This window comes from Curtobacterium sp. MCBA15_009 (assembly GCF_001864895.1).
Lineage (GTDB): Bacteria > Actinomycetota > Actinomycetes > Actinomycetales > Microbacteriaceae > Curtobacterium.
Map to the genome: position 1 here is coordinate 31,880 of NZ_MJGO01000037.1, position 23,981 is coordinate 55,860.

The following is a 23,981-nucleotide window of genomic DNA, read 5'->3' on the forward strand; positions in this document are numbered from 1 at the left end:
GGCGGCGGCGGCGGCGGCGGTGCACGAGTACCCCGGCACCTGCGGCGAGGAGCAGCAGCGCCAGCAACGCACCCGCACCGAGGCCGTCCGCACCGGTGAACGCGAGCTCCCCGTCACCCGTGACCACCGTGATCGTGGTCCACCCGACCAAGCTGCCATCCGCCGCGGTCACCGCGAGACGGTGCGCACCCGGCGCGGTGTCCGCCGGGATCGTCACCCGCACGGTGCCGTCCGCCGCGACCACGACGGTGCCGATCAGCGACGGGGTCGAGTACAGCCACACGTGCACCGTCGCACCGGCGTACTGCGCGCCGACCGTCACCGTGATCGTCTCCCCCGCACGAGCCGACGCCGGAGCGGACACACCACCACGGTTCGCCCCCGTCAACGACCCCTCCGACGGCGCCACCGGGACCACCGGCGGCGTGATCCCGTCCACCGGCGGCACCGGCGTCGGGTCCACACCCGGACCAGGGGTCGGCACCGGCGTCGGCTCCGGCGTCGGACCCGGCGTCGGGTCCGTACCCGGGCCGGGCGTGGGCCCCGGCGTCGGCGTCGGCGTCGGCGTCGGGTCCGTGCCGCCCTCGCACGGGTACGTCCCGGTGCGGAGCGAGAAGCCGTCCGTGTCGTTGTCGTCGGCGTAGAAGGTCGCCCGCTCGCCGTCCGTGCAGACCCCCGAGATCGCGAAGCCCTCGTTCGCGAGCGTCCGGTCCGCGTCCGCCGGGGCCTCGTACAGGGTGGTCGCGGCGAAGGCGCCGTCGGTGACCGCGAACAGTGCCGTGCGGCCGGAGCAGACCTCGTCGCAGACCACCCACAGGGCGTCGAGCGTCGGGTCGAACTGCACGTCCGCGACGACCGCGAACGGCGTCGCGATCGTGGCCACACGCTGGAAGGCGCCGTCCTCCATCAGGGCGTACGCGTACACGCTCGCCGTCCCCTCGACCCCGACGAGGAAGAGCCCCTCGCCGTGTCCCGGGTAGGTCGCCGGGGTGTAGGCGGCGCCGGTGTGCTCGTCGGCGAACGCGTGCTCGGTCAGCCACGCGTCCGGGATCCAGGTCACGCCTTCCAGGCCGGCGTTCGCGCCGAGCCCGGGGAAGTCCGCGGCCAGGTCCCACTCGTCGGTGGCGCGCAGCACGGCTGCGGACCCGTCCGTCGTGGCGTAGCGGAGCACGGCCGGTCGGCTCGTCGACGACACGTCGTTGTCGCGCTCGGTCGAGACGTACACGGCACCCGGGTCGTCGGCGGTGACCGTGACGCCCTCGGCGTCCGGGGTCCCGGTGCCGTCGGCGTAGCGCAGGTCGGTGCCCGCGGCGTTGGTCGGCACCCAGCCGCCCTCGCCGTCCGAGGCCAGGTGGTAGAGCAGTCCGTCGCCGTTCTGCACGGCCCAGAGCTGCCCGTCGCCCGAGGTGCTCGAGGTCGTCCAGTCGAGACCGCTCAGGTCGCCCGAGAACGTGTCCTCGTCGTCGAGCACCGTCTCGTCCGGGCCGCCGGGCCAGGCCTCGGCGGTGACGACGCCGGCGAACCGGTTCGCCGCGCCCTTCGTCGGCTCGGCGGTGACGGCGAACTCGCCGGTGCCGTCCGGGTTGCGGCCGTACGTCGTCGCGGCGTGCTCCGACCAGCGGTACTCGTCGGCGATCGCCCCCGCGGGGTCGGCGAGCCGCACCGCGTCCGCCTTGCCGAGGCCGAACACGAAGTCGGCCTCGTCGAGCACCGTGAACCCGCCCGGCGCGACCGTCGTGCCGGCGGGGATCGGGTAGGTGTGGTCGTCCTCGCTGTCACGCAGCACGTACCCGCCGAGGTCGACGGTCGTGGTGCCGACGTTCGTCAGCTCCACCCAGTCTCCCGGGGTGCCGCCCTGCGACTCGACCTCGTTGATGCGGACCGGCGACGAGCAGTCGTTGAGCGCACTCTTCGTCGAGGCCGTCGTGTCGACGAGCGGCCCGGTGCCGTCCGGGCAGCGCCCCCAGGTGACGGCAGCGTGCGCGGTCCAGGAGTACCGGAGCACCAGGTCGCCGGCGGTGTCGTACACGCGGACGGTGTCCTTGCCGCCCAGGCCGAAGTCGAACCCCGGCGCGGTGGCCGACAGCCCGTCGATGACGAAGTACCCGCCGGCCGCGATGGTCGACCCGCTCGGCAGCACGTACGCCTCGTGCTGGCCGTCGTCGTCGAGGAACGCGTAGCCGGACAGGTCGATGGCCGCGGCGGAGGTGTTCGCCAGCTCGACCCAGTCGGTGTCGTCGCCGTTCGACTCGACCTCGTTGACCACCAGGCCGTTCGCGGCGGCGGCACCGACCGAGGGGTCGTCCGCACCGACGACCGCGACGGCTGGGCTGGCGACGCCGATGCCGGCGGCGGCGATGAGCGCGGCCGCGAGTGCCGCGGTGGCGCGCAAGGTCGACGGGCGCAGCGTCGACGGGCGCAGGGTCGGCGGGCGCAGGGCAGGAGCGCGCATGCAGGGTCCTTCTCGGGGAGGTCGGGGAGACCTGCACGACTGTTCAGCATCCGGGCGTCCCGCCGGTGGCCGTCGGGTGAACGACGGGTGTCGTGGACCGTGGTCGCGACCGTCCCGGGCGACCCAGACCTCGTCGCCGGTCAGCCCCGGGCGACCCCGGAGAAGTCCGGCGTCCCGTCGGCGAGCGCCGGCAGCGGCGATCCGTCGACGTACCGCGGCCAGGCGAGCGCGCGCGACGCCGTCGGTCGGGTCGCGTACCGGAACCCGTCCGGACCGGTCACCGTGTCGGTGTCCGGTGACGCGACCGGCACCGCGGCAGCGGGAGTCGGAGCGGCGGGAGCGGACGCAGCGGGCGTGGACATGGGCGCCGGTGGCGCACTCGGCTCCCAGGCCGTCGGCGGGGCGGACGCCGACACCGCACCGGAGCCCGGCGTCGCACCCCAGGCAGAGGCAGCGGGTCCCGGCCCGGGCGAGGGGTCGGCGAACGGCAACGGCCCCCACGACCCCACCGACGCGTCGTGGTGGTCCCGCGGGCGGAAGAGCGCGTTGCTCAGCGGCACCACGACGGTGCCGAGCAGGTCGAGGATGACGACCACCCAGACGAGTCGCCAGTATCCCGGGCGCAGGTCGAGGCCGGGGGCGAGCAACGGGATCGACACGAGCAGCGCGAGCAACGCGATGACCCCGACGGTCGACTTGGCGACGACCTGCAGCACCGGCGTCGGGAACCGCCGGTGGATGACGAGCAGCAGGTGCACGTGCAGCAGCGCCACCCGCGCGACGGCGACGAGCCCGATCCACTGCCAGAACCGTTCGCCGACGAGCCAGATCCCGTCGCCGCCGTACGGGTCGGTCGGGACGATCCAGACCTTCACCAACCCGGCGACGAGCAGGTACAGCGACGTCAGGACGCTCGCGAACGCGAAGGTCCCCGACCGCTGCGAGGAGACGTCGGCGTCGTACCAGGACAGCAGGGCGAAGACGACGACCACGACGATCGTCAGGAGCAGCTGCACCGCGACCCGGCCGAAGTCCCCGAGCAGCACCGCCACGATGCCGACGAGTCCGGCGGCGACGACCGCCCCGATGATCGTGCGGAACACGAGCGGGCGGACCCTTGCCCAGCGCGGATCGATCGTGCCGTCGTCCAGCGTGTCCGTCATGGTCCCCCCAGGTCCCCCGCACCGCCGACGGGTGCGTCGGTCCGCAAGCGTAGCGGCGACCGGTGGGTCAGCGCCCGATGAGCAGGGCGCTGGCCCGGGGCGACAGGGCCGCGTCGAGCACCAGGCACGCGGCCCCGACCGCGGCGACGTCGGCGCCCCGGTCGCTCTCGACGACGGCGACCGGGTGCTTCGGCACGAGCAACGGCGAGTCGACGATCGCCGCTCGGGCGGCGGGCAGCGCCGCGCTCGCGATCCGCGACCAGAACGGGCCGCCGAAGACCACCCGGTCGACGTCGAGCAGGTTCACGATGAGCACGACGGCCTGCCCCATCACGGCGCCGGCCTGCGCGGCGAGCGTCACGGCGGCGGCGTCCCCGTCGTCGATGGCTGCGGCGAGCTCGTCCCACGCAGCGTTCACCGCGTCGGCCGCGACGGGGGCGGTGCCGCCGACCGTGCCGCCGGTGAAGCGGACGCCGCGCTCCCGCGCGATCCGCACGAGTCGGTCCGGCGCGACGGCGGCGCCGACCTCGCCCCGCGTGCCCGCGCTGTCCGGGGTCCCGGCGAGGGCGCCCTGGTCGACCATGATGTGCCCGGCGTCGCCCGCGTTCGACCCGACCCCGCGCACCGGCTCGTGGTCGAGCACGAGTCCGACGCCGAACCCGGTGCCGAAGTACACGAAGGCGAAGTTCCGCGCCGCGGACTCCCCCGCCAGGAACATCTCACCGACGGCCGCCGCGGTCACGTCCTTCTCGAGCAGCACCGGGTGACCGGTGGCCTCGGCGAGTGCCTCGCGCAGCGGCACGTCCCGCCACCGCGGCAGGAAGGGCGGGTCGACCACGATGCCGGCGTCGACGTCGATCGGGCCCGGGCTCGCGATGCCGATGCCGAGCACGGCGTCGACGTCGATGCCGGCCTCGGCGACCAGGCCGCGCACCGCCGAGGCGACGGTGCGCACCACCTCGGACGGGTCGTCCGCGGTCGGGGTGGACGTGGTGGTCGACGCCACCACCGCCCCGGCCAGGTCGAGCAGCACGTAGGTGACGACGGCGGGGTCGACGTGCACGCCGACGGCGTAGCGGCTGCCGGGTTCCAGCCGCAGGATGGTGCGGGGCTTGCCGCGGCCGGAGACGACGGTGCCGGACTCGACGATCATGCCGGCCTCGATGAGGAACCGGGTGACGTTCGACACGGTCTGCGCGCTGAGGCCCGTGCGCGACGCGAGCTCGACCCGGCTCAGGCCGTCCGGTGAGCGGCGGACCGCGTCGAGCACGACCGTGCGGTTGAACCCGCCGATCGACGGCAGGTTCGCCCCGCGCCGATGCTCTGCCATCCCGCGACCATACCGCGGTGCAACGGTGCGGTCTCGGTCCGCCGCGGGCGCTGGCCCCCGGACGGGTCGCACCACTACCCTGGCCGCATGTCCGACCTGCGTCTCGAAGAACTCTCCGCGAAGACCGCTGCGGCGGCGAACTCCCTGACGCTCAAGCCGGGCCAGGAACAGTTCGTGCAGCCGACCACGTACGGCGTCGCCGAGTCCGACGTCAAGCCGAGTTCGGCGTGGACACGCGTGGTCCTCGACGGCGACGAGGTCCTCGGGATCATCATCGGCTCGTTCGACCCGGACAGCACGCACGAGGAACTCCGCAGCTGCATCTGGCGCGTCAACGTCGCGGCGAGCGCGCAGGGTCGCGGCGTCGGCCGCTTCGCCGTGCACGGCCTGGCGGACGAGGCCCGCAGCCGCGGGTTCGAGCGGCTGACCGTGGTGTACGAGCCCGGCGGCGACGACAGCCCCGAGGCGTTCTTCCGCGCCCTCGGCTTCGAGGTCGTGCGCGAGACCCGGTACGGCGACCACTTCGCGGTCCTGCCGCTGTAGTGCCTGCCGCCACCGGGGCGCACGAGGACTTCGGCGCCGCCGTCGCCGAGGTCGTCCGGAGCATCCCGCCCGGTCACGTCATGACCTACGGCGACGTCGCCGCCGTGCTCGGTTCACGGGCGTCCCGCGCCGTCGGCAAGGTCATGGCGCACGAGGGCGCCGACCTGCCGTGGTGGCGGGTCGTCCGCGCGGGCGGGCTCCCGCCGCTCCACCACGAGGAGCGGGCGCTCGGCCACTACCGCGCCGAGGGCACGCCCGTCCGGCAGGGGGCGTCGACCTGGAGGCTCGACATGCGTCGGGCGCGCTGGTCGCCGACCACGGACGCGGACGACCCGTTCTGAACGGGCGCCGACGGGGTCGGCCTACTTGAACGCGTTGACCGCGCCCGCGTCCATCACCACGGAGCCGTCGTCCGCGATGACGGGCCGCTTCTCGGAGCGCGGTGCCGAGTAGAACTCGAGCTTCTCGATGCGGACCTGGTCGCCGTTCGTGATGACGCCGGGCACGCACGTGTAGACCTTGTTGTTCGTGTCGGCGTCCCGCGCGTCGATCTCGACGACGTCACCGGCACCGTTGTCGATCGCCATGCCGACCTGGTACTTGCGGAAGGACCCGGTGCCGTTCGACTGCGCGGAGTACACGACGGGCACGATCCGGGCGATCTCGGGGTTCAGCGTGATCGCCACGGTCTCCTGCGCCATGGTCGTCTGGCCGGTGCCGCGTCGCTCGTCACCGCGGTGCACGACGGCGCCGTCGGCGGTGCGGGGGCTGAAGGAGCGCTCGGCCTTCGTGCCGAACTGCGCGACGGTCTCGACGTGCCCGTCGCGGTACTGCACGAGGGCGTAGACGTCGTAGTCGGTGGCGTTCGGCCACGAGATCGTCGCGGTGATCGTCTGCGTCTTGGTGAGCGAGACGACCTGTCGCTTCTCGAGGTTGATGCGCCCCTTCGCCAGGCCGAGGTCGGACGCCGGCGCGGGCGCCTCGGTCGGCTGCTGCGGCGCGGTGGTCGCGGCCGGCTCCTGTGCCGGCGTGGTGGTCTTCTTGCCGAACCCGAACATGTGCTCCCCCAGGTGGTGTCGTGCGGCGGCGTCGTGCCGCGCTGCTGCGGTCCATCCTGCCGGAGGAACCGGTGCGTGTGCTGCGCTCAGCGGTCGAAGCGCACGCCCTTCGGGTTCGACGGCAGCAGGAACAGCACGAGGAGCACGAGCGAGCCGATGCCGGGCAGCACGTGCAGGAACTGCCAGAACCCGGACCGGTCCGCGTCGTGCAGCCGGCGGGCGCCGAGGGCGAGGGAGCCGATCAGCGTCACCAGCCCCCAGAGCACGAACAGGTAGGACCCGACCGGGTTCTCGAGCAGCGGGGTGTCCGGCGTGAAGGCCTGCGGGGCGAGCTGCAGCACGAGACCGATCGCGAGCGACGTCAGCCACCACCACCAGAACTCGGAGCGCGAGGCCCGGCCGGTGAAGACGGTGTACTTGCGCCAGAACCGACGGACGGCCTCGGCGAAGGGGGCGCCGACGAACGGCTCGCTCAGGGCGACGCCGCCGGGCTGCACGCTCTCGTTGCTCATCGGTCCAGCCAACCACGTCGTCCCCGAGCGGCCGTGTCCCCCGCCCGGAGCGACGCACCCCGGAACGGGCGACGCGCCCCGGATCACCGGGGCGCGTCGACCGTCAGCGGGTGCGGCTCACACGAGCGAGTCGCGCCAGGCGGCGTGCAGCTGGGCGAAGCGCCCGGTGCCGGCGATGAGGTCGGCGGGGGTGCCGTCCTCGACGACGCGGCCGTGCTCCATGACGAGCACGCGGTGCGCGATCGCGACGGTCGACAACCGGTGCGCGATGATCACCGCGGTGCGGTCGGCGAGCAGGGTCTCCAACCCCTCCTGCACGAGCCGCTCCGACGGGATGTCGAGCGACGCGGTCGCCTCGTCGAGGATGAGCACCTTCGGGTCGGCGATGAACGCGCGGGCGAACGAGAGCAGCTGCCGCTGGCCGGCGGAGACGCGCCCGCCGCGCTTGTTCACGTCGGTGTCGTACCCGTCGGGCAGCGCCATGATGAACTCGTGCGCGCCGACGGCCTTCGCCGACGCCTCGATCTCGGCCCGGGTGGCCCCGGGCTTGCCGAGCGCGATGTTGTCCGCGACGGTGCCGGAGAACAGGTACGCCTCCTGCGTCACCATGACGATGGCGCGGCGCATGTCCTTCGGCTCGAGGTCGCGCAGGTCGACGCCGTCGAGCTGCACCGAGCCGCGGGACGGATCGTAGAAGCGCGCCATGAGCTTGGCGAGCGTCGACTTGCCCGCGCCGGTCGACCCGACGAGCGCGATGGTCTGCCCGGCCGGGATGTGCAGGTCGAACTCCGGCAGCACGACCTTGCCCGCGTTGTACGCGAACTCGACGCCGTCGAAGTCCATCTTCCCGTGCGCGTCCGGCAACCGGACGGGCTGCACCGGGTCCGGCACGCTCGGCCGTTCCTCGAGCACGCCGGAGATCTTCTCCATCGCGGCCGAGGCCGACTGGTACCCGTTGTAGAACATCGCGAGCTCCTGCGCCGGGTCGAAGAACCGCTTGGCGTACAGGGCGACGGCGAGCAGCACGCCGACCTCGAGCGAGCCACCGACGATGCGGAAGCCGCCGACGATGACGACCGCGGCGAGCGTGACGTTCCCGATGAGCACGAGGATCGGGTCGAACGTGCCGAACAGGTTGAACACCTTCGTGTTCGCCACGCGGTACGCCTCGACGAAGCCGCCGTACTCGTCGCGGTTGCGGGACTCCTTGCGGAACGCCTGCACCGCGCGGATGCCCGTCATCGTCTCGACGAAGTGCACGATGACCCGCGCCGAGGTGGTGCGGGTGGACCGGAACAGCGTCTGCGAGTTCGTCTGGAACCAGCGGATGAGGAACCAGAGCGGCACGAGCGAGATCGCCAGCACGAGGCCGGAGACTGGGTCGAGCAGGACGAGCGCCACGGCGGTGAACACCATGTAGAGCACGCCCTGGATGAGCTGGTTCAGCCCGGAGTCGAGCAGCTCGCGGATCGAGTCGAGGTCGCTCGTCTGGCGCGAAATGATCCGGCCCGACGTGTACGTCTCGTGGAACTCGAGCGACAGCCGCTGCGTGTGCAGGAACACCCGCTTGCGCAGGTCGATGAGGATCGCCTGGCTGATCCGGGCCGCGAGCACCGTGTACCAGGCGGCGAGGACCGCACCGAGCACCGCGATGACGACGTACGCCGACACGACACCGAACGCCGGTGCCCAGTCGTCCTGGTCGATCACCCGGGGCAGCGCCTCGTCGATGCCCCACGCGATGAGTGCCGGCCCGGCGACGGTGCCGGCGGTCGAGACGACCACGACGACGCCGAGCAGCACGAGCCGCGCCTTCAGCGGCGCCGCGAGCGACCCGAGCAGGGCGAGGGAGCGGCGCCGCAGGCGCTTGCTCTCCGCCTTGGTGAAGTCGCCACGCTCCTCGCCGCGCACCCCCAGGGTGGTGATCGAGGCGGTGATCGGTGCGGCAGCCTGCGCGTCGGCGACGTCGTCGATGACCGGATCCGCGCCTCCCGAGCCGGCCGACGTCCCCACGGGCAGGTTCTGTTCCTGCTGACTCATGCCATCGCCTCCTCGCGGGCGTCCGCATCGTCGTCGTCGAGCGACGAGATGACGTACCGGTAGTGCTCGTTGGTGGCCATCAGCTCCGAGTGGGTGCCGACGGCGGTGACCGTGCCGTTCTCCATGAGCGCGACGCGGTCGGCCAGGGTGACGGTCGACGGTCGGTGCGCCACGATGAGCGACGTCGTGTCGGCCAGCACCCGGCGCAGGCCGGCCTCGACCCGCGCCTCGGTGTCGACGTCGAGCGCCGACAGCGGGTCGTCGAGCACGAGCACCGACGGCCGCGCGGCGATCGCCCGCGCCAACGCCAGACGCTGTCGCTGTCCGCCGGAGAGCGACAGGCCCTCTTCGCCGACGCGGGTGTCGACGCCGTCGGGCAGGTCGTCCACGAAGGACGCCTGCGCGATGTCGAGGGCCTCGCGCATCAGCGCCTCGGCCTCGTCGCCCGTGACGTCCGGGCGGCCGAGCAGCACGTTCTCGCGCACCGTCGTCGAGAACAGGGTGGCGTCCTCGAAGGCGACCGCGACGTGGCGACGCAGCTCCGCTCGGGTGAGGTCGCGGACGTCGACGCCGTCGATCGTCACGGACCCGCCGGTGACGTCGTACAGCCGCGGGACGAGCGCGAGCAGCGTCGTCTTGCCGGACCCGGTGAGCCCGACGAGCGCCATCGTCTCGCCCGGCTCCAGCCGCAGCTCGACGCCGTTCACCAGGTCCGGGTACTGCGGTGCGGAGTCCTGGTAGCGGAAGTGCACCGCGTTGAACGCGAGCGCGCCGTGCGGCTCGGGGATCGTCTTCGGCTCGGCCGGGTCGGTGATGGTGTTCTCGGAGTCCATGACCTCGAAGAAGCGGTCGACCGCCGTCCTGGTGTCGAACGTCATCGACAGGAAGAAGCCGATCGACTCGATCGGGAACCGCAGCACCGTGGCGGTCGCGAAGAACGCGAAGAGCTGCCCGACGGTCATCTCGCCCTGCGACGCCAGCCAGATGCCGGCCAGCAGGCAGAGCGCGAAGGCGACGTCCGGCACGAGCAGCAGCCACAGCCAGATGCTCGCGATGGCCTTCGCCTTCTTGATCTCGGTGCCGCGGAGCGCCTCGGCCTGCTCGCTGAACTCGTCGAGCTTCGCGCCGCCGCGGCCGAACGCCTTGAGCACGCGGATGCCGTGCACCGACTGCTCCACGCTCGTGGCGAGGTCGCCGACCTGGTCCTGGCTGCGGCGTGCCACGACGGAGTACCGGCGCTCGAACAGCAGCCCGTTGATCCACAAGGGGATCGACGCGACCAGGAAGATCAGGGCGAGCAGCCACCCGAAGGTGAACAGCACGACGAAGCCCACCGCGATCGTGATGATGTTCACCACGAGCAGGACGACGCCGAACGCCAGCCAGCGGCGGATCAGCGACAGGTCCGACACCGAACGGGACAACAGCTGCCCCGACTCCCACCGGTCGTGGAAGGACACGGGCAGGTCCTGCAGCTTCGCGTACAGGGCGTTGCGCATGCTCGACTCGATGCGCGTCGACGGCCGCATCACCAGGCGGCGACGCGAGGCGATGAAGAACGCCTCGAGCAGGCCGAGCGCGAGCACCGCGAGGCCGGCCGGCCAGATCTGCGCCGAGTCGCGCGACGACAGCGGACCGTCGACGAGCCACTGCAGCACGTAGGGGATGGCGAGCGCCACCAGGGAGGCACCCATCGCCGCGGCCATGCCGGCGATGAGGCGGCCCTGGTGGGGCTTCACGTAGGGGAGGATCCGCGCGATCGCACGCAGGGTCGTCGGGCGGGAGGTGGACGGGCGCGCCGTGGTGGGCGACTTGGACATGGGTTGCGTCCTCATGCGTCTGCCGGGTCCCCGGGTCGCGCTGCGCGTGCGGTGCTCGCGTGTTGCCTGCGTGCGTCGTGTGCGCGGCCTCGACCTGGAGGCTCGGTGTGGCGTTGCGTGGTGATCATCGGCCGGGCGCGTGGTCACGCCGCCGCCGTCACGTCCGTGACGTCGGCCGGGCCGGAGGGCACCGGGGGATGGTCGTCCCCCGGGTTCAGGCGGGTGGTCCGCGACGCCGTCGACCGGCGCCGCGAGGCCGTGGGAACGGCCCGACTAGGCGGCGGCCGCGACGCGGGGTCGCGGGGCGATCAGGGATCGTCGTGCGGGAGCGGTCCCCACGACGGACTCCAGACCCGCACGGGCAGCCATCGCCACAGTTCCGGTCGTGTCGTCCATCGTCACTCCAGTCGTCGTCTTCGTCTCCGTGGTGTCCGCGGTGCCGCCGGTCCCGATGGACCGTCGACTGCCTGCCGCGGAGCCTTACAGACTATTCACAGGAGGACGCCCTGCGCAATGGTGCGCCACGAATTCGTCCGATCAGTGGAAGAAGTGCAGCTCAGTGGAAGAAGTGTCGCTCAGTGGAAGAAGTGCCGCTCGCCCGTGAAGTACATCGTCACGCCGGCGGCCTGCGCCGCGGCGACGACCTCGTCGTCACGGACACTGCCACCGGGCTGGGCGACCGCGCGCACGCCGGCGTCGAGCAGGACCTGCAGGCCGTCGGCGAACGGGAAGAACGCGTCCGACGCCGCGACGCTGCCGGCCGCACGGTCCCCCGCACGGTCCACCGCGAGGTGGCAGGAGTCGACCCGGTTGACCTGGCCCATGCCGACGCCGACGCTCGCGCCCTGGTTCGCCAGCAGGATCGCGTTCGACTTCACCGAGCGGCTCGCCTTCCACGCGAACGCCAGGTCGACGAGGGTCTGCTCGTCGGCCGGCTCGCCGGCGACCAGGGTCCACGTGGACTGGTCGAAGCCGGTGAAGCGGTCGGCGTCCTGCACGAGGAAGCCGCCGGAGACCTGCTTGACCTCGCGGTCGGCGAGCGCGAAGCCCGACGGCAGGGTGAGCAGGCGGATGTTCTTCTTCCGGGACAGGATCTCGAGGGCCTCGGGGTCGAACGCCGGGGCGACGACGACCTCGGTGAAGATGTCCTGCACCGTCTCGGCCATCTGCTTCGTCACGGTGCGGTTCGCGGCGATGACCCCGCCGAACGCCGAGAGCGGGTCGCAGGCGTGCGCGGCCGCGTGCGCGGAGGCGATCGGGTCGGCGGCGTCGGCCGGGGCGATCGCGATGCCGCACGGGTTGGCGTGCTTGATGATCGCCACCGCCGGCTCGTCGAAGTCGAACGCGGCCCGCACGGCGGCGTCGGCGTCGACGTAGTTGTTGTACGACATCTCCTTGCCGTGCAGCTGCGTCGCCTGCGCGATGCCGGTGCCGTCGGGCAGCGTGTACAGCGCGGCGGCCTGGTGGGCGTTCTCGCCGTAGCGGAGCGTGGCGGTCAGCTCGGCCGTGAGCGACAGCTGCTCGTCGAAGGTGCCCGGCGTCTCGAGGTCGGTGCCGGTCGTCGGGGCGGCGGCGGCCGCGACGACGTCGCTCGCGAAGTAGCTCGCGACGGCGGTGTCGTAGGCCGCGGTGTGCGCGAAGGCCTGGGCGGCGAGGCGCTTGCGGAGCTCGAGCGGGGTGCCGCCGGCACGGACGGCCTCGACGACCTCGGCGTAGGACGCCGGGGACACGACGATCGCGACGTTCGGGTGGTTCTTCGCCGATGCACGGACCATCGCCGGGCCGCCGATGTCGACGTTCTCGACCACCGTGGCGGTGTCGGCGCCCGAGGCGACCGTCTCGACGAACGGGTACAGGTTCACGACGACGAGCTCGAAGGGCGCGATGCCGAGGTCGGCGAGCTGCTGCTCGTGCGACTCGAGCCGCAGGTCGGCGAGCAGGCCCGCGTGCACCGAGGGGTGCAGGGTCTTCACGCGCCCGTCGAGCGACTCCGGGAAGCCGGTGACGTCCTCGACCCGGGTGACCGGGAACCCGGCGTCGCGGATGGCCTGGGCGGTGGAGCCCGTCGACACGATCTCGACGCCGGACTCGGCCAGGGCGCCGGCGAGCTCGAGCAGGCCGGACTTGTCGCTCACCGAGATGAGGGCCCGGCGCACCGGGACGACGTCGCGGTCGCGGTAGAGGCTGGGGTCGGCTGCGTGCACGCTCATGCGCTCGGGGTGTCCTTCAGGTCGGTGGTGCCGTTGGCGATGTCGAGGATGGTCTGGATGAGCAGGCGACGCTCGACCGGCTTGATGCGGTCGTGCAGCGTCGACTCGGTGTCGCCCGGCAGCACCGGGACGCGTTCCTGCGCGAGGATCGGGCCGCTGTCCACCCCGTCGTCGACGGTGATGACGCTCGCGCCGGTCTCGGTGACGCCCGCCGCCAGCGCGTCGCGAACGCCGTGGGCGCCGGGGAACTCGGGCAGGTACGCGGGGTGCGTGTTGATGATCGCCGGGGCGAACTCGGACACCACCGCGGGCGGCAGCAGTCGCATGAGACCGGACAGGACGAGCAGGTCGGGCGACCACGGACGGATCTGCTCCGCGAGCGCCTCACCCCACTCGGCACGGGTCGCGTAGCGGGAGAACGGCACCGTGAACGTCGGGATCGAGAACTCCTCGCCCAGCCCGAGGCCCTCGGCGTCGCGGTCGGCTCCGATGGCGACGACACGGGCGGGGTACTCGGCGTCGAAGGTCGCTTCGAGCAGGGCTCGGAGGTTCGACCCGGTACCGGAGATCAGGACGACCAGTTCGAGCACGGCACCAACCCTAGCGGGACCGGCGGTCGCGGGGACAGTCGCGGCAACGATTGAAGAACGTCACATGTTGCCGTCTAACTGCTGGAACGCTACCTTTGCGCCACGGGCTGCAAGGCGGCAGCCCCTGATCAAGGGGAACAATGACGAATTTCCGCGCTTCCCTCACCGGGATCGCACTCTCGACTGTCCTGATCGCCGGAGGTCTGACGTTCGCGTCACCAGCGACCGCGGTCGAACAGACCGTCCCGGCGAATGCCTACGAGCGCCTGGCGGAGGTCTCACCGACCGAGATTGCTCAGGCCATCGCTGAAGCGGACGAAGCCGGCCTCGTGAAGAAGCAGACGAGCGCCCCGAACGGCACGGTCACCACCACCATCGACCTCGGGGAAGGGTTCGAGTTCGAGCTCGTCCAGCAGAGCGATGACCAGCGGATCGGCGTCGGGAAGGACACCAGGGGCGCCTACGTCTCGTTCAACGCGACCGACCAGAACATGATCATCAATGGAGCAGCCTTCGGCCTCGGCGCCGGACTGTGCGCTGTCGGAGGTCCGGCCTTCTGCGTGATCACCGGTGCGATCATCACCATGGCGACCGTTGCGATCACCGGCAACGGCGCCATCCGCTGCGGGACGAAGGCGCTCCGCGTGTACCCCTTTGCCGGCGGTCGGGTCAAGCCGCGATGCGCGTAGTGAACGGGAGAGCAGTGCGCAGGATCGTCGGCGGTGTCCCGTTAGCCGTCACCGTGAGCCTCGGGCTGGTCGTGCTCGGGTCTGTCGTCGGGGCAACTGCTTCGTCAAGTGGTTCGTGGTTCCGTCCAGCAGCCGCGGCGGTGTGCTTGTTCGCGGCGATCCTCTGTACCGGAGCGGCCCTCATCCGCCGACATGGTCAGCGCTGACGAACACCTCCGTCAGTGATCGTCCTTCGGACGGCGCCACCAAGGCAGCTCCTCATCAGGAATCTGGTCGGTGGCGTCCCAGGTCGTCTGGCGGGCCGGCTGCGCGCTCCGCCCCGGCCGGTCGCCGTGCACCTCCACGACCGGTTCCGCGTCGTCGACGTCGTCCCGTCCGGCGACGAACTCCTCGGTGCTCCAGGGGAACGCGGGCTGGGCGTCGGTGCGGTCCCGCTCCGGCGCGGCCGCCGGCCGCTCGGCCGCCGCGTGCCCGGCGTCGCTCCGCTGCCCGGCCACGCGGTCGCGCAGTCCGGCAGCACGCCCGCGCAGGCCGCCGGCGCGCTGCCGGACCGAGCCGGCGGCGTCGGACAGCCGGTCGCGCAGGCCGGCCAGACCGGCGCCGCCGCCGCTCCGACGTCCGTCCGAGGGCGCCTCGGTGACGCGGTCGGCGGCGACGGTGTCGGTCGCCGCCCAGGCCGGCAGTTCGACGTCGTGGTCGGTGTCGCGGACGACGTGGTCGTCGGACACGGGCTCGGTCGGCAGGGCCGCGCCCGCCCGGTCCGCTGCCGCGACGGTGGCACCGTCGTGCGGCTCCTCGACCACGAAGCGGTGCACGTCGGTGGTCCGTCCGGCGCCCGCCCGGTCGAGGGCTGCCAGCAGCGAGCCGGCGTGGGCGTCGGCCGCAGCGGCGTGCTCGTCGTCGTGGTCGGCCTCGGTCCAGCGCTCGCGGCCCCGCTCCGGGAACCGCACCAGGTCGCTGCCGGCGGCGAGCGCGAGGATCGCCGGCACCCCGACCTCGAGCGCGGCGAACGCACCGACGGTGAGGGCGTGCGGACCGACGTCGGCCAGCCGGCCGGGGCCGAGGGACCCCGACGACAGCCAGGCGACCAGGCCGGTCGCGACGCCGGCGACGAGCCCCGTGACGACGCCGCCCAGGGCGCGGTGCAGCGCCGAGTCGGCAGCGCCGAGTGCCCGGACGAGCCGCGGCCGCATCGCCCCGCCGACGGCGAACCCGGCGACGACGGGCACGAGCACCCAGACCAGCCCGAAGGTGTGGCCTGAGGTCGGCAGTGCGCCGAACACCGGCAGCCCCGGGATCGGCCCGAGCGTCGTCGCGATCGGCGACACGCTCGACCCCGTGCCGATGGCGAAGCCCGGACCGACGAGCCACGACGTGGCCCAACCGACCAGGTCCGGCAGGAAGGCGAGTTGTCCGACCGTGATGGCCACGCCGCCGACGACGCCGGCGTGGGACTGCTCGTACAGGGTGATGACCTCGGCGAACGAGGTGAAGAGCAGCAGGCCGACGACGAGCCCGGCGACCGCGACGACGACCGCGGTGGCGGCGGTGCCCGCGCGCAGCCCGAAGCCGATCACGGCGCGCCACACGGCGGGGACCCGGTCGAGCAGGTGGAGCAGCCGTTGGGTACCGGCGTCGGCGGGCAGCCCGCGTCGGCGGCGGCAGACCTCGGAGGTCCAGAGCGCCGGGATGCCAAACCAGAGCGCCGGCAGCACCACCGCCTGCCAGATCGTCGGCCGGGTGGCCGCCGAGGTCGAGGTCGCCGCGACGGCGAGGCCGAGCAGGGCGACGGCGGCGGTGCCGACGAGCAGCCCGGTGGTGCGGTGCTCGGTCTCCGCGAAGCGCCGTCCGGCGCGGCCGCCGAGCCACGCGGTGACGACCGCGAAGCCGAGCGCGGCGATCGTCACGTGGACGGGGTCGCCGGCGCCGGGGATCCCGGTGCTCTTCGCGGCGGCGGCACCGAGCAGGAACGTCACGTCGACGCCGTGGCCGACGAGCCAGACGCTGCCGGTGGCCTTCCAGAACACGTCCCAGTCGACCTGCAGGCCGTACTCGAAGCCCCACAGGAGCGTGAGCGGGACGAGGGCGATCCCGATGCCGACGCCGACCGTCACGACCGCCTCGATCGCGGCGAGCAGAGCGGTTCCCAGGCGGTTCATCGCAGCGAGGATACGGCCGTCGCTCGTCCGTCCGGCCCCGGCGCGCGGCCGCTCCGGCAAAACGCCGGTGTTCCTGCGACACGCCCTCGCAGGTGGCGCGGTGGCACCGCGGACGACGGAAGGCCCCCCACCTGCTGGTGGGGGGCCTCCCGTCCGTGCCGGGTGACGACCGTCAGCGCACCGCGCGGCGGCGACGGGCGACGAGCGCCGTCCCGAGGCCGGCGAGGACCAGCAGCCCGGCGGCCAGGAGCGGACCCCGGACCTCGGCACCCGTCCAGGCGAGCGAACCGTCGTCGTCGCCCCGTGCCGGGACCGCACCGGGCGTCGCCGAGGGCGCCGGGGTGCCGGGTGCCGCCGGGTCGGTCGGCTCGGCGGTGGGCTCCTCGGAGGGCTCCTCGGTGGCGACCGGGGCGACCGGACCCGATGCGGAGACGCCGGTCACCGTGCCGTCGGCGTCCACCGCGAACCAGAGCCGCGCCGTCCGCGCACCGGCGGTGACGACGAGCTCGTGGCTGCCGGCCTCGAGCGCCGGGAGCGCGGCGGTCGCGTCGAGCGCACCCGCGTCCGACGTCGTGCCGGTGTAGACCGTGGTCGGCGTGGAGTGCACGACGGCCTCGACGTCCTGCCCGGCGGCGAAGCCCGAGGCGTGGATCGCGAACCGGGCGCCGTCCACCGCGTCACCGACGCGGAAGCCGGCGTCGATCGTCAGGGCCGGCGTCGTGGCGTAGGTGAAGGCGCCGGTGGCCCGTGCCGCACCCCAGGGGTTCGTCACGACGACGTCGACGGCGTCGTCCGCGGCCCGCGGCTCCGACTCCGGCGCGAGCACGGTGAGCGAGGTCGACGTGTTCGTCGCCGTCGTGTCGACCCGGGCCTCGACGCCGCCGATGGTGACGGTGGCACGGTCGAGGTCGGTGCCCGAGACGGTCACGGCGTCGCCGGCGTCGCCCGTCGCCGGGGACACGGCGGTGATGGTCGGCACGGAGGACGCGACGACCAGGGTGTGGTCGACGCTGCCCGTGAAGCCGTCGCCGCCGGTCGCCGTGACGGTGAACGCGGACGAGCCGGACACGGTCGGGATGCCGGTGAGCGTGCCGTCGGCCTCGAGCTCGATGCCCGCCGGCAGGGCGCCGTCGGTCACCGCGAAGGTGTACGTGTCGCTCCGGTCGCCCGAGGCCGTGAGGGCCTGCGAGTACGGGACCCCCTGCTTGCCGTCGGGCAGCTCGGTCGGGCTGACCGTGACGACGGGTGCGGTGAAGCGGAAGCGGCCCGCCTCGCTCGTCGCACTGGTGCCGCCGGACGTGGTGACGGTCACGTCGACGACGCCCTCCGAGGACGCCGGGGTGACGGCGGTGATCTCGGTGTCGGAGTCGACCGTGTACGACGCGGCCGCTGCGTCACCGAACGAGACGGCGGTGGCGCCGGTGAACCCGGTGCCGCGGATCGTCGCCGTCGTGCCGCCGTAGACCACGCCCGACGCGGGCGAGACCTCGGAGACCGTCGGGACGGCCACGCGCACCGCGGAGCTGTAGGCGCGGGAGCCCGTGTCGCCGTTGGCGTCGGTGGCCGTGACGGTGAACACCGTCGTCGTGGCCTCGGTCGGGGTGCCGCTCAGCACACCACCGGCGCTCAGCGTCAGGCCTGCGGGGAGCACCCCGGCCGTGACCGCGAACCGGTACGGCGCGTTGCCGCCCGAGGCGCTGAGCTGCTGCGAGTAGGCCGCACCGACCTGGGGTGCCGGGAGCGTGGCGGGTGCGACCACGACGGTCGCCGCGGTGACGACGAGCCGGTCCGCGTCGCCGGTCGCGCTCGTACCGCTCGGGTTCGTGACGGTCGTGTCGACCGTGCCCACCGGGATGTCGGCCGGGACGACCGCGGTGACCCTCGTGTCGGACGCGACCACGAACGACGCGGCGGGCGTGGTGCCGAAGCGGACGGCGGTCGCCCCTGTGAAGCCGGAGCCGGTGATCGTGACCGTCCGCTGCGCGCCGCGTTGGACGGTGCCCGGCGAGACGGCGGAGACGTTCGGTGCCGGGGTGTACGTGAAGGCCCCGACGACGGGGTAGGTCACGCCGCTGATCGTGGTGACCTCGACGCGCTGCGGCCCGCCGGGCAGGTTCTGCTGCACCGGGACGGTGGCCACGATCTCGGTGTCCGTGGAGGAGCGCACGGGTGCCGCGACGCCCGCGACGCGGACGGTCGAGCCGGCGAGACCGGAGCCGGTGATGACGATCCGGTCGCCCGCGAAGCCGTTGGCCGGCGACACGAGCGTGAGCTTCGACGGCCACGCGATGGTGACGGAGCCGTTGCCGCCGTGGTTCGCGATCGCGCCGGAGAGCTCGCCGGCGAAGTAGGAGCTGCCGCCACCGCCGCCACCGGCACCGCCGTTGACGAACGCACCGGCGCCACCGCCGCTGTAGCCACCGCCGCCACCGGCCGAGTTCCCGTTGGAACCGCCACCGCCGCCGAAGCCACCGCTGCGCGCGGCGCTGCCGCCGGCGCCGCCGGCCGCCACCGAGAGTCCCGCACCGCTGCCGGCGCCGTTGCCGAGGAGACCGCCACCGCCGCCGGCGTTCGAGCCGCCGCCACCGCCGCCACCGGCCGTGCCACCGGCGCCGCCGCCGTTGTCGCCGGGGTTCGCGGTCGTCGTGGTGGTCGCCGGGTAGCCGTAGCGGTTCGAGCCGGTACCGCCGCCACCGCCGGCCGCGGCGAGGATGCCGGCCTGGTCGGGCGTGGTGTAGATGAACGAGCCACCGCCACCGCCACCGCCGGTCTGGTACTGGCGACCGTTCGCGCCCATCGTGCCGACGAGGATCTTGAGCTGCTGGCCGGGGGTCACCGGCAGTGTGCCGGTGAGCTCGGCTCCGGCGGCACCGCCGTCGTAGCCGGCACCGCCCTGGGCGCCGGCGATGTCGACGTAGACGCGGTCGACGCCCGCCGGGACGGTCCACGTCTGGACGGCACCGGTGGCCGGGAAGGTGACGGACGAATCGGTGGTCGAGGCGGAAGCCGGGACGGCCGTGGCGACGGCAGCGGCAGCGGCGAACGTGCTGACCACGATGCCGAGCGCGAGCGTGCGTGCGCGCAGTGCGTTGTGCATGGGGACGAGTGGGCCTTCGTTCGGGTCGGAGGGGCGCGCTCATCAAAGCAGTCCCCACCCCGCTCCGGGGGCTCCACGTGCCCCCACTTCGGGGCGACACGCGGGCGGGCGGCCGCCCCAACGACGAGAGGCTCGGTGCGGAACCCGCACCGAGCCTCCCGGCTTCGTCCCGATCCGTCTGCCGGGCGGTGGCCGCTACTTCGCGCCGACCACCTCGCGCAGCAGCGCGGCGGTCTCGGACGGCGTCTTGCCGACCTTGACCCCGGCGGCCTCGAGCGCCTGCTTCTTCGCCTCGGCGGTGCCGGCGGAACCGGACACGATCGCTCCGGCGTGGCCCATCGTCTTGCCCTCCGGCGCGGTGAAGCCCGCGACGTAGCCGACGACCGGCTTGGTGACGTGCGCCTTGATGTAGTCGGCGGCGCGTTCCTCGGCGTCGCCGCCGATCTCGCCGATCATCACGATCGCCTCGGTCTCGGGGTCTGCCTCGAACGCGGCGAGCGCGTCGATGTGCGTGGTGCCGATGACCGGGTCGCCGCCGATGCCGATGGCGGTCGAGAAGCCCAGGTCACGCAGCTCGTACATCATCTGGTAGGTCAGGGTGCCCGACTTCGACACGAGGCCGATCGGGCCCTTGCCGGTGATCGTCGCCGGGGTGATGCCGACGAGCGACTCCCCGGGGGTGATGATGCCGGGGCAGTTCGGGCCGATGATCCGGGTCTTCTCGCCCAGGGCCTTCGCGTGCGCCCAGAACGCGGCGGAGTCCTGCACCGGGATGCCCTCGGTGATGACGACGACGAGCGGGATCTCGGCGTCGATGGCCTCCATCACGGCGTCCTTCGCGAACGCCGGCGGCACGAAGACGATGGAGACGTCGGCACCGGTGGTGTCGATGGCCTCGCGCACCGAGCCGAAGACGGGCAGCTCGACGTCGCCGTGGGTGACGGTGGTGCCGGCCTTGCGGGCGTTGACGCCACCGACGACCTGGGTGCCGGCCTTGAGCATCAGGGCGGTGTGCTTCGTGCCCTCGCCACCGGTGATGCCCTGGACGATGACCTTGGAGTCCTTGTTGAGGAAGATCGACATGATCAGTCCCTTCAGGCCGCGGCAGCGGCGAGTTCGGCGGCCTGCTCGGCCGCATCGTCCATGGTCGCGGCGACGGTGACGAGCGGGTGCGCCGCCTCCGCCAGGATCCGACGACCCTCTTCCACGTTGTTGCCGTCGAGGCGCACGACGAGCGGCTTGGTGGCCGCGTCGCCCAGGATGCCGAGCGCGGCGACGATGCCGTTCGCGACGGCGTCGCAGGCGGTGATGCCGCCGAAGACGTTCACGAAGACGCTCTTCACCTGCGGGTCGCCGAGGATGACGTCGAGACCGTTGGCCATGACCTCGGCCGAGGCGCCGCCGCCGATGTCGAGGAAGTTGGCGGGCTTCACGCCGCCGTGGCGCTCACCGGCGTAGGCGACGACGTCGAGGGTCGACATGACGAGCCCCGCACCGTTGCCGATGACGCCGACCTGGCCGTCGAGCTTGACGTAGTTGAGGCCGTGGGCCTTCGCCTTGGCCTCGAGCGGGTCCTCGCTGGCGGTGTCCTCGAGCTGCGCGTGGCCCTCGTGGCGGAAGTCGGCGTTCTCGTCGAGCGAGACCTTGCCGTCGAGCGCGAGGATCTGCCCGTCGCCGGTGCGCACGAGCGGGTTCACCTCGACCAGGGTCGCGTCCTCGCCGGCGAACACGTCGTAGAGCTTCACGAAGACGTCGGCGACCTGGTCGCGGAGCGACTCCGGGAAGTTCGCCTGCGCGGCGATCTCGAGCGCGGCGGCCTTGTTGATCCCGGTGAGCGGGTTCACCTCGACGCGGGCGAGCGCCTCGGGCTTCTCGACCGCGAGCTGCTCGATCTCCATGCCGCCCTCGACGCTGGTGAGCGACAGGTAGGAGCGGTTCGCCCGGTCGAGCAGGACCGAGAAGTAGAACTCCTCGGCGATGTCCGCGCCCTGGGCGACCATGACGCGCTGCACGGTGTGGCCCTTGATGTCGAGGCCGAGGATGGCCTGCGCGTGCTCGTAGGCCTCGTCGGGGGTCTTCGCGACCTTCACGCCGCCGGCCTTGCCGCGACCGCCGACCTTCACCTGCGCCTTGACGACGACCACGCCGCCGATCTGCTCGGCCGCCGCTCTCGCCTCGTCCGGGGTGTCGGCGATGATCCCCTGCAACACGGGGACGCCGTAGGACTCGAAGAGGTCCCTGGCCTGGTACTCGAAAAGATCCACGCTGTTCTTCTTCCCGCACGTTCCGTGCGATCGGCATCGGTTACCCGGTCGCCACACTCACCATCGAGGGTCGCTCGATGTCGAGACAACGGCCGCCACGCAGCCTAGCGCTGGTCGGTGGACGCCCGGTGCGCGGGTCGCGGGATCCGTGGACGGACGGGAGGCACGGGTCGCCTCCGCCACGCAAGAGCCGCTGGACGCACCCCGGATCGGTCCCCCAGCGTGCGCCCGGCAGTGTGGATCGGTGAACGAAGCTCTCCGTACCCGCGCCGCCGACGTGTTCGGCTGGCGCCTCCGCCCCGACCAGGAATCCGTCATCGACGCCGTGCTCGACGGGCGCGACGCACTCGCCGTGATGCCGACCGGTTCGGGGAAGTCCGCGATCTACCAGGTCGCCGGCCTCGAACTCGACGGCATCGTCGTCGTGGTCTCACCCCTCGTGGCGCTCCAGGAGGACCAGGTCGTCGGACTCGAGCACCACGTGCACGCACCCCGCGCCGTCGCGATGAACGCCACGCGGAAGGCCCGCGACGTCGCCGACGCCTGGCACGCCGTCGCCGCGGGCGAGGTCGGGTACGTCTTCCTGGCCCCGGAGCAGCTCGTCAAGGACGACGTGCTCGAGCGGCTGCACGACGCCGGGGTCGCGCTGGTCGCCGTCGACGAGGCGCACTGCATCTCGTCGTGGGGCCACGACTTCCGGCCCGACTACCTGGCGCTCGGCGAGGTCGTCGAGCGCCTCGGCCGCCCGCCGGTCCTGGCGTTGACGGCGACGGGCTCCGCGCCCGTCCGCGACGACGTGGTGGACCGGCTCCGCATGCGCGACCCGTTCGTGCTCGCCTCGGGCTTCGACCGCCCCGGCATCCGGCTCGAGGTGGTCCGGCACGCCGAGGACGCCGACAAGCGGGCGGCCGTGGTCGACCAGGTCGCCGACCTCGACGGGGCGACGGTCGTCTACGTCGCCACCCGGGCCGAAACGACGGAGTACGCCGACGCCCTGGCGGCCCGCGGTCGTCGGGCGCAGCCGTACCACGCGGGCATGCGGGTGGCGGAGCGGGAGTCGGTGCACACCGGCTTCCTGGACGGCGACGTCGACGTCGTGGTCGCGACGAGCGCCTTCGGGATGGGCATCGACAAGCCGGACGTCCGGTACGTCGTGCACGCCGACGTGCCGGAGTCGGTCGACGCCTACTACCAGGAGATCGGCCGGGCCGGGCGGGACGCCGAGCCCGCCGGCGCCACCCTGCACTACCGGGCCGAGGACTTCGGCCTGCGCACGTTCTTCGCGTCCGGCTCGCCCCGGCCCGCCTCGGTCCGCGCCGTCTTCGACGCCGTGCCGGCGACCGGTTCGATCGCCCGGTCGGCGATCGCCGAGGCCTCGGGCCTGTCCGCCCGCACCGCCGGACGAGCGCTCAACGCCCTGCTCGACGCGGGAGCGCTCCGCGACGACGTCGACGGCGTCGCCCGGGTGCCGGACGGCCCGGACACGGCGGACCGCGCCGCGCGTGCCACGGCGGACCGTGCGGCGGAGCGTGAGCGGGTCGAGGAGTCCCGGATCGCGATGATGCGCCAGCTGGCCGAGACCACCGGCTGCCGTCGACAGTTCCTGCTCGGGTACTTCGGCGACGAGCTGCCGGAACCCTGCGGCAACTGCGACACCTGCTCCTCCGGTTCGGCGCACGAGGCCGCGGCCCACGTGGCGGACGGCTCGAACGACGCTGCCTGGCCGCCGGACTCCCACGTGGAGCACGCCGAGTGGGGCACCGGTGTGGTCATGAGCACCGAGGAGGACCGCATCACGGTGTTCTTCGAGTCGGCGGGCTACCGCACGCTCGCGATCGCGGACGTCGAGGAACGCGGGCTGCTCGAGCGGGTCTGACGGTCCCGTCGGCTCCAGGCGCGGTGGGGGAAGGGAAGGCGCGGTGGGGGAAGGCGCGGTCGCTCGACCACCCGTCGGCGACCGCGCTCCACTCCCCCGAGCATCCGCGATGTTGCCCCGGCGGCGTGACCGGCAGGTGACGCCCGGGTGAACACGACACGAAACCGGACGGCCACCA

The 23,981-nt window shown here is 73.0% G+C and carries 17 protein-coding genes; 4 read left to right on the plus strand and 13 right to left on the minus strand.

What is annotated here, in order from left to right; all coding sequences use genetic code 11:
• The 3 genes from BIU97_RS18055 to BIU97_RS08445 form a co-directional block, all read right to left on the minus strand.
• The coding region (locus BIU97_RS18055; protein WP_071297452.1) for a lamin tail domain-containing protein at positions 1-2,452 on the minus strand (2,452 nt) is incomplete at its 3' end.
• 140 nt (positions 2,453-2,592) lie between these two features.
• Positions 2,593-3,615 (minus strand): hypothetical protein, encoded by a 1,023-nt coding sequence (locus tag BIU97_RS08440; protein ID WP_071253996.1) that lies wholly within the window; start codon positions 3,613-3,615, stop codon positions 2,593-2,595.
• A 67-nt stretch (positions 3,616-3,682) separates the two neighbouring features.
• Positions 3,683-4,945: an ROK family transcriptional regulator gene (locus BIU97_RS08445; RefSeq protein WP_071253995.1), complete on the minus strand. Its 1,263-nt coding sequence runs from the start codon at positions 4,943-4,945 to the stop codon at positions 3,683-3,685.
• Positions 4,946-5,032: 87 nt separating this feature from the next.
• Here BIU97_RS08445 and BIU97_RS08450 point away from each other — a divergent pair, with 87 nt between their 5' ends.
• Positions 5,033-5,488 (plus strand): GNAT family N-acetyltransferase, encoded by a 456-nt coding sequence (locus BIU97_RS08450; protein WP_071253993.1) that lies wholly within the window; start codon positions 5,033-5,035, stop codon positions 5,486-5,488.
• Positions 5,488-5,829, plus strand: a complete 342-nt coding sequence (locus BIU97_RS08455; RefSeq protein WP_071253991.1) for an MGMT family protein — start codon at positions 5,488-5,490, stop codon at positions 5,827-5,829. The genes BIU97_RS08450 and BIU97_RS08455 overlap by 1 nt, the downstream gene beginning before the upstream one ends.
• Positions 5,830-5,850: 21 nt before the next feature.
• Here the strand turns inward: BIU97_RS08455 and BIU97_RS08460 are convergent, their stop codons facing one another.
• The 6 genes from BIU97_RS08460 to purN all read right to left on the minus strand — a co-directional run bounded on the left by BIU97_RS08460 (position 5,851) and on the right by purN (position 13,718).
• The gene (locus BIU97_RS08460; protein WP_071253989.1) at positions 5,851-6,546 is read right to left on the minus strand and encodes a TerD family protein; all 696 of its coding nucleotides are present in this window, start codon (positions 6,544-6,546) and stop codon (positions 5,851-5,853) included.
• Between the two features lie 86 nt (positions 6,547-6,632).
• Entirely contained in the window at positions 6,633-7,058 is a 426-nt protein-coding gene (locus BIU97_RS08465; protein ID WP_071253987.1) for a DUF805 domain-containing protein, read from the minus strand.
• Between the two features lie 117 nt (positions 7,059-7,175).
• The gene (locus BIU97_RS08470; protein ID WP_254782948.1) at positions 7,176-9,098 is read right to left on the minus strand and encodes an ABC transporter ATP-binding protein; all 1,923 of its coding nucleotides are present in this window, start codon (positions 9,096-9,098) and stop codon (positions 7,176-7,178) included.
• Entirely contained in the window at positions 9,095-10,918 is a 1,824-nt protein-coding gene (locus BIU97_RS08475) for an ABC transporter ATP-binding protein (RefSeq protein WP_071253985.1), read from the minus strand. The genes BIU97_RS08470 and BIU97_RS08475 overlap by 4 nt, the downstream gene beginning before the upstream one ends.
• A 575-nt stretch (positions 10,919-11,493) precedes the next feature.
• Positions 11,494-13,128, minus strand: coding sequence for a bifunctional phosphoribosylaminoimidazolecarboxamide formyltransferase/IMP cyclohydrolase (gene purH / locus BIU97_RS08480; RefSeq protein ID WP_071297453.1), 1,635 nt, complete (start codon positions 13,126-13,128; stop codon positions 11,494-11,496).
• Positions 13,125-13,718 (minus strand): phosphoribosylglycinamide formyltransferase, encoded by a 594-nt coding sequence (purN, locus tag BIU97_RS08485; RefSeq protein WP_071253981.1) that lies wholly within the window; start codon positions 13,716-13,718, stop codon positions 13,125-13,127. The genes purH and purN overlap by 4 nt, the downstream gene beginning before the upstream one ends.
• Before the next feature lie 140 nt (positions 13,719-13,858).
• On the opposite strand from purN, the gene BIU97_RS08490 reads away from it, so the two are divergent.
• Positions 13,859-14,407 carry a hypothetical protein gene (locus tag BIU97_RS08490; protein ID WP_071297454.1) on the plus strand — a complete coding sequence of 183 codons (549 nt, stop codon included), beginning with the start codon at positions 13,859-13,861 and terminating at the stop codon, positions 14,405-14,407.
• A gap of 218 nt (positions 14,408-14,625) precedes the next feature.
• On the opposite strand, the gene BIU97_RS18060 is transcribed toward BIU97_RS08490, so the two are convergent.
• The 4 genes from BIU97_RS18060 to sucC form a co-directional block, all read right to left on the minus strand.
• The gene (locus BIU97_RS18060; RefSeq protein WP_071297455.1) at positions 14,626-16,566 is read right to left on the minus strand and encodes a cell division protein PerM; all 1,941 of its coding nucleotides are present in this window, start codon (positions 16,564-16,566) and stop codon (positions 14,626-14,628) included.
• Positions 16,567-16,738: 172 nt separating this feature from the next.
• Positions 16,739-19,663: an IPT/TIG domain-containing protein gene (locus tag BIU97_RS18065; RefSeq protein ID WP_071297456.1), complete on the minus strand. Its 2,925-nt coding sequence runs from the start codon at positions 19,661-19,663 to the stop codon at positions 16,739-16,741.
• A 195-nt stretch (positions 19,664-19,858) separates the two neighbouring features.
• Entirely contained in the window at positions 19,859-20,746 is an 888-nt protein-coding gene (gene sucD / locus BIU97_RS08505) for a succinate--CoA ligase subunit alpha (protein ID WP_071297457.1), read from the minus strand.
• 11 nt (positions 20,747-20,757) lie between these two features.
• Positions 20,758-21,927 (minus strand): ADP-forming succinate--CoA ligase subunit beta, encoded by a 1,170-nt coding sequence (gene sucC / locus BIU97_RS08510; RefSeq protein WP_071297458.1) that lies wholly within the window; start codon positions 21,925-21,927, stop codon positions 20,758-20,760.
• A gap of 244 nt (positions 21,928-22,171) precedes the next feature.
• Between sucC and BIU97_RS08515 the strand changes: the two genes are divergently transcribed.
• The gene (locus tag BIU97_RS08515; RefSeq protein WP_071297459.1) at positions 22,172-23,803 is read left to right on the plus strand and encodes a RecQ family ATP-dependent DNA helicase; all 1,632 of its coding nucleotides are present in this window, start codon (positions 22,172-22,174) and stop codon (positions 23,801-23,803) included.
• The last annotated feature ends 178 nt before the right edge of the window (positions 23,804-23,981 follow it).

Excerpts from the sequence above, each read along its gene's own strand:
- BIU97_RS08440 (WP_071253996.1), bottom strand. The coding sequence starts at position 3,615 with ATGACGGACACGCTGGACGACGGCACGATCGATCCGCGCTGGGCAAGG.
- BIU97_RS08445 (WP_071253995.1), bottom strand. The coding sequence starts at position 4,945 with ATGGCAGAGCATCGGCGCGGGGCGAACCTGCCGTCGATCGGCGGGTTC.
- BIU97_RS08450 (WP_071253993.1), top strand. The coding sequence starts at position 5,033 with ATGTCCGACCTGCGTCTCGAAGAACTCTCCGCGAAGACCGCTGCGGCG.
- BIU97_RS08460 (WP_071253989.1), bottom strand. The coding sequence starts at position 6,546 with ATGTTCGGGTTCGGCAAGAAGACCACCACGCCGGCACAGGAGCCGGCC.
- BIU97_RS08465 (WP_071253987.1), bottom strand. The coding sequence starts at position 7,058 with ATGAGCAACGAGAGCGTGCAGCCCGGCGGCGTCGCCCTGAGCGAGCCG.
- BIU97_RS08470 (WP_254782948.1), bottom strand. The coding sequence starts at position 9,098 with ATGAGTCAGCAGGAACAGAACCTGCCCGTGGGGACGTCGGCCGGCTCG.
- BIU97_RS08475 (WP_071253985.1), bottom strand. The coding sequence starts at position 10,918 with ATGTCCAAGTCGCCCACCACGGCGCGCCCGTCCACCTCCCGCCCGACG.
- purH (WP_071297453.1), bottom strand. The coding sequence starts at position 13,128 with ATGAGCGTGCACGCAGCCGACCCCAGCCTCTACCGCGACCGCGACGTC.
- BIU97_RS08490 (WP_071297454.1), top strand. The coding sequence starts at position 13,859 with ATGACGAATTTCCGCGCTTCCCTCACCGGGATCGCACTCTCGACTGTC.
- BIU97_RS18060 (WP_071297455.1), bottom strand. The coding sequence starts at position 16,566 with ATGAACCGCCTGGGAACCGCTCTGCTCGCCGCGATCGAGGCGGTCGTG.
- BIU97_RS18065 (WP_071297456.1), bottom strand. The coding sequence starts at position 19,663 with ATGCACAACGCACTGCGCGCACGCACGCTCGCGCTCGGCATCGTGGTC.
- sucD (WP_071297457.1), bottom strand. The coding sequence starts at position 20,746 with ATGTCGATCTTCCTCAACAAGGACTCCAAGGTCATCGTCCAGGGCATC.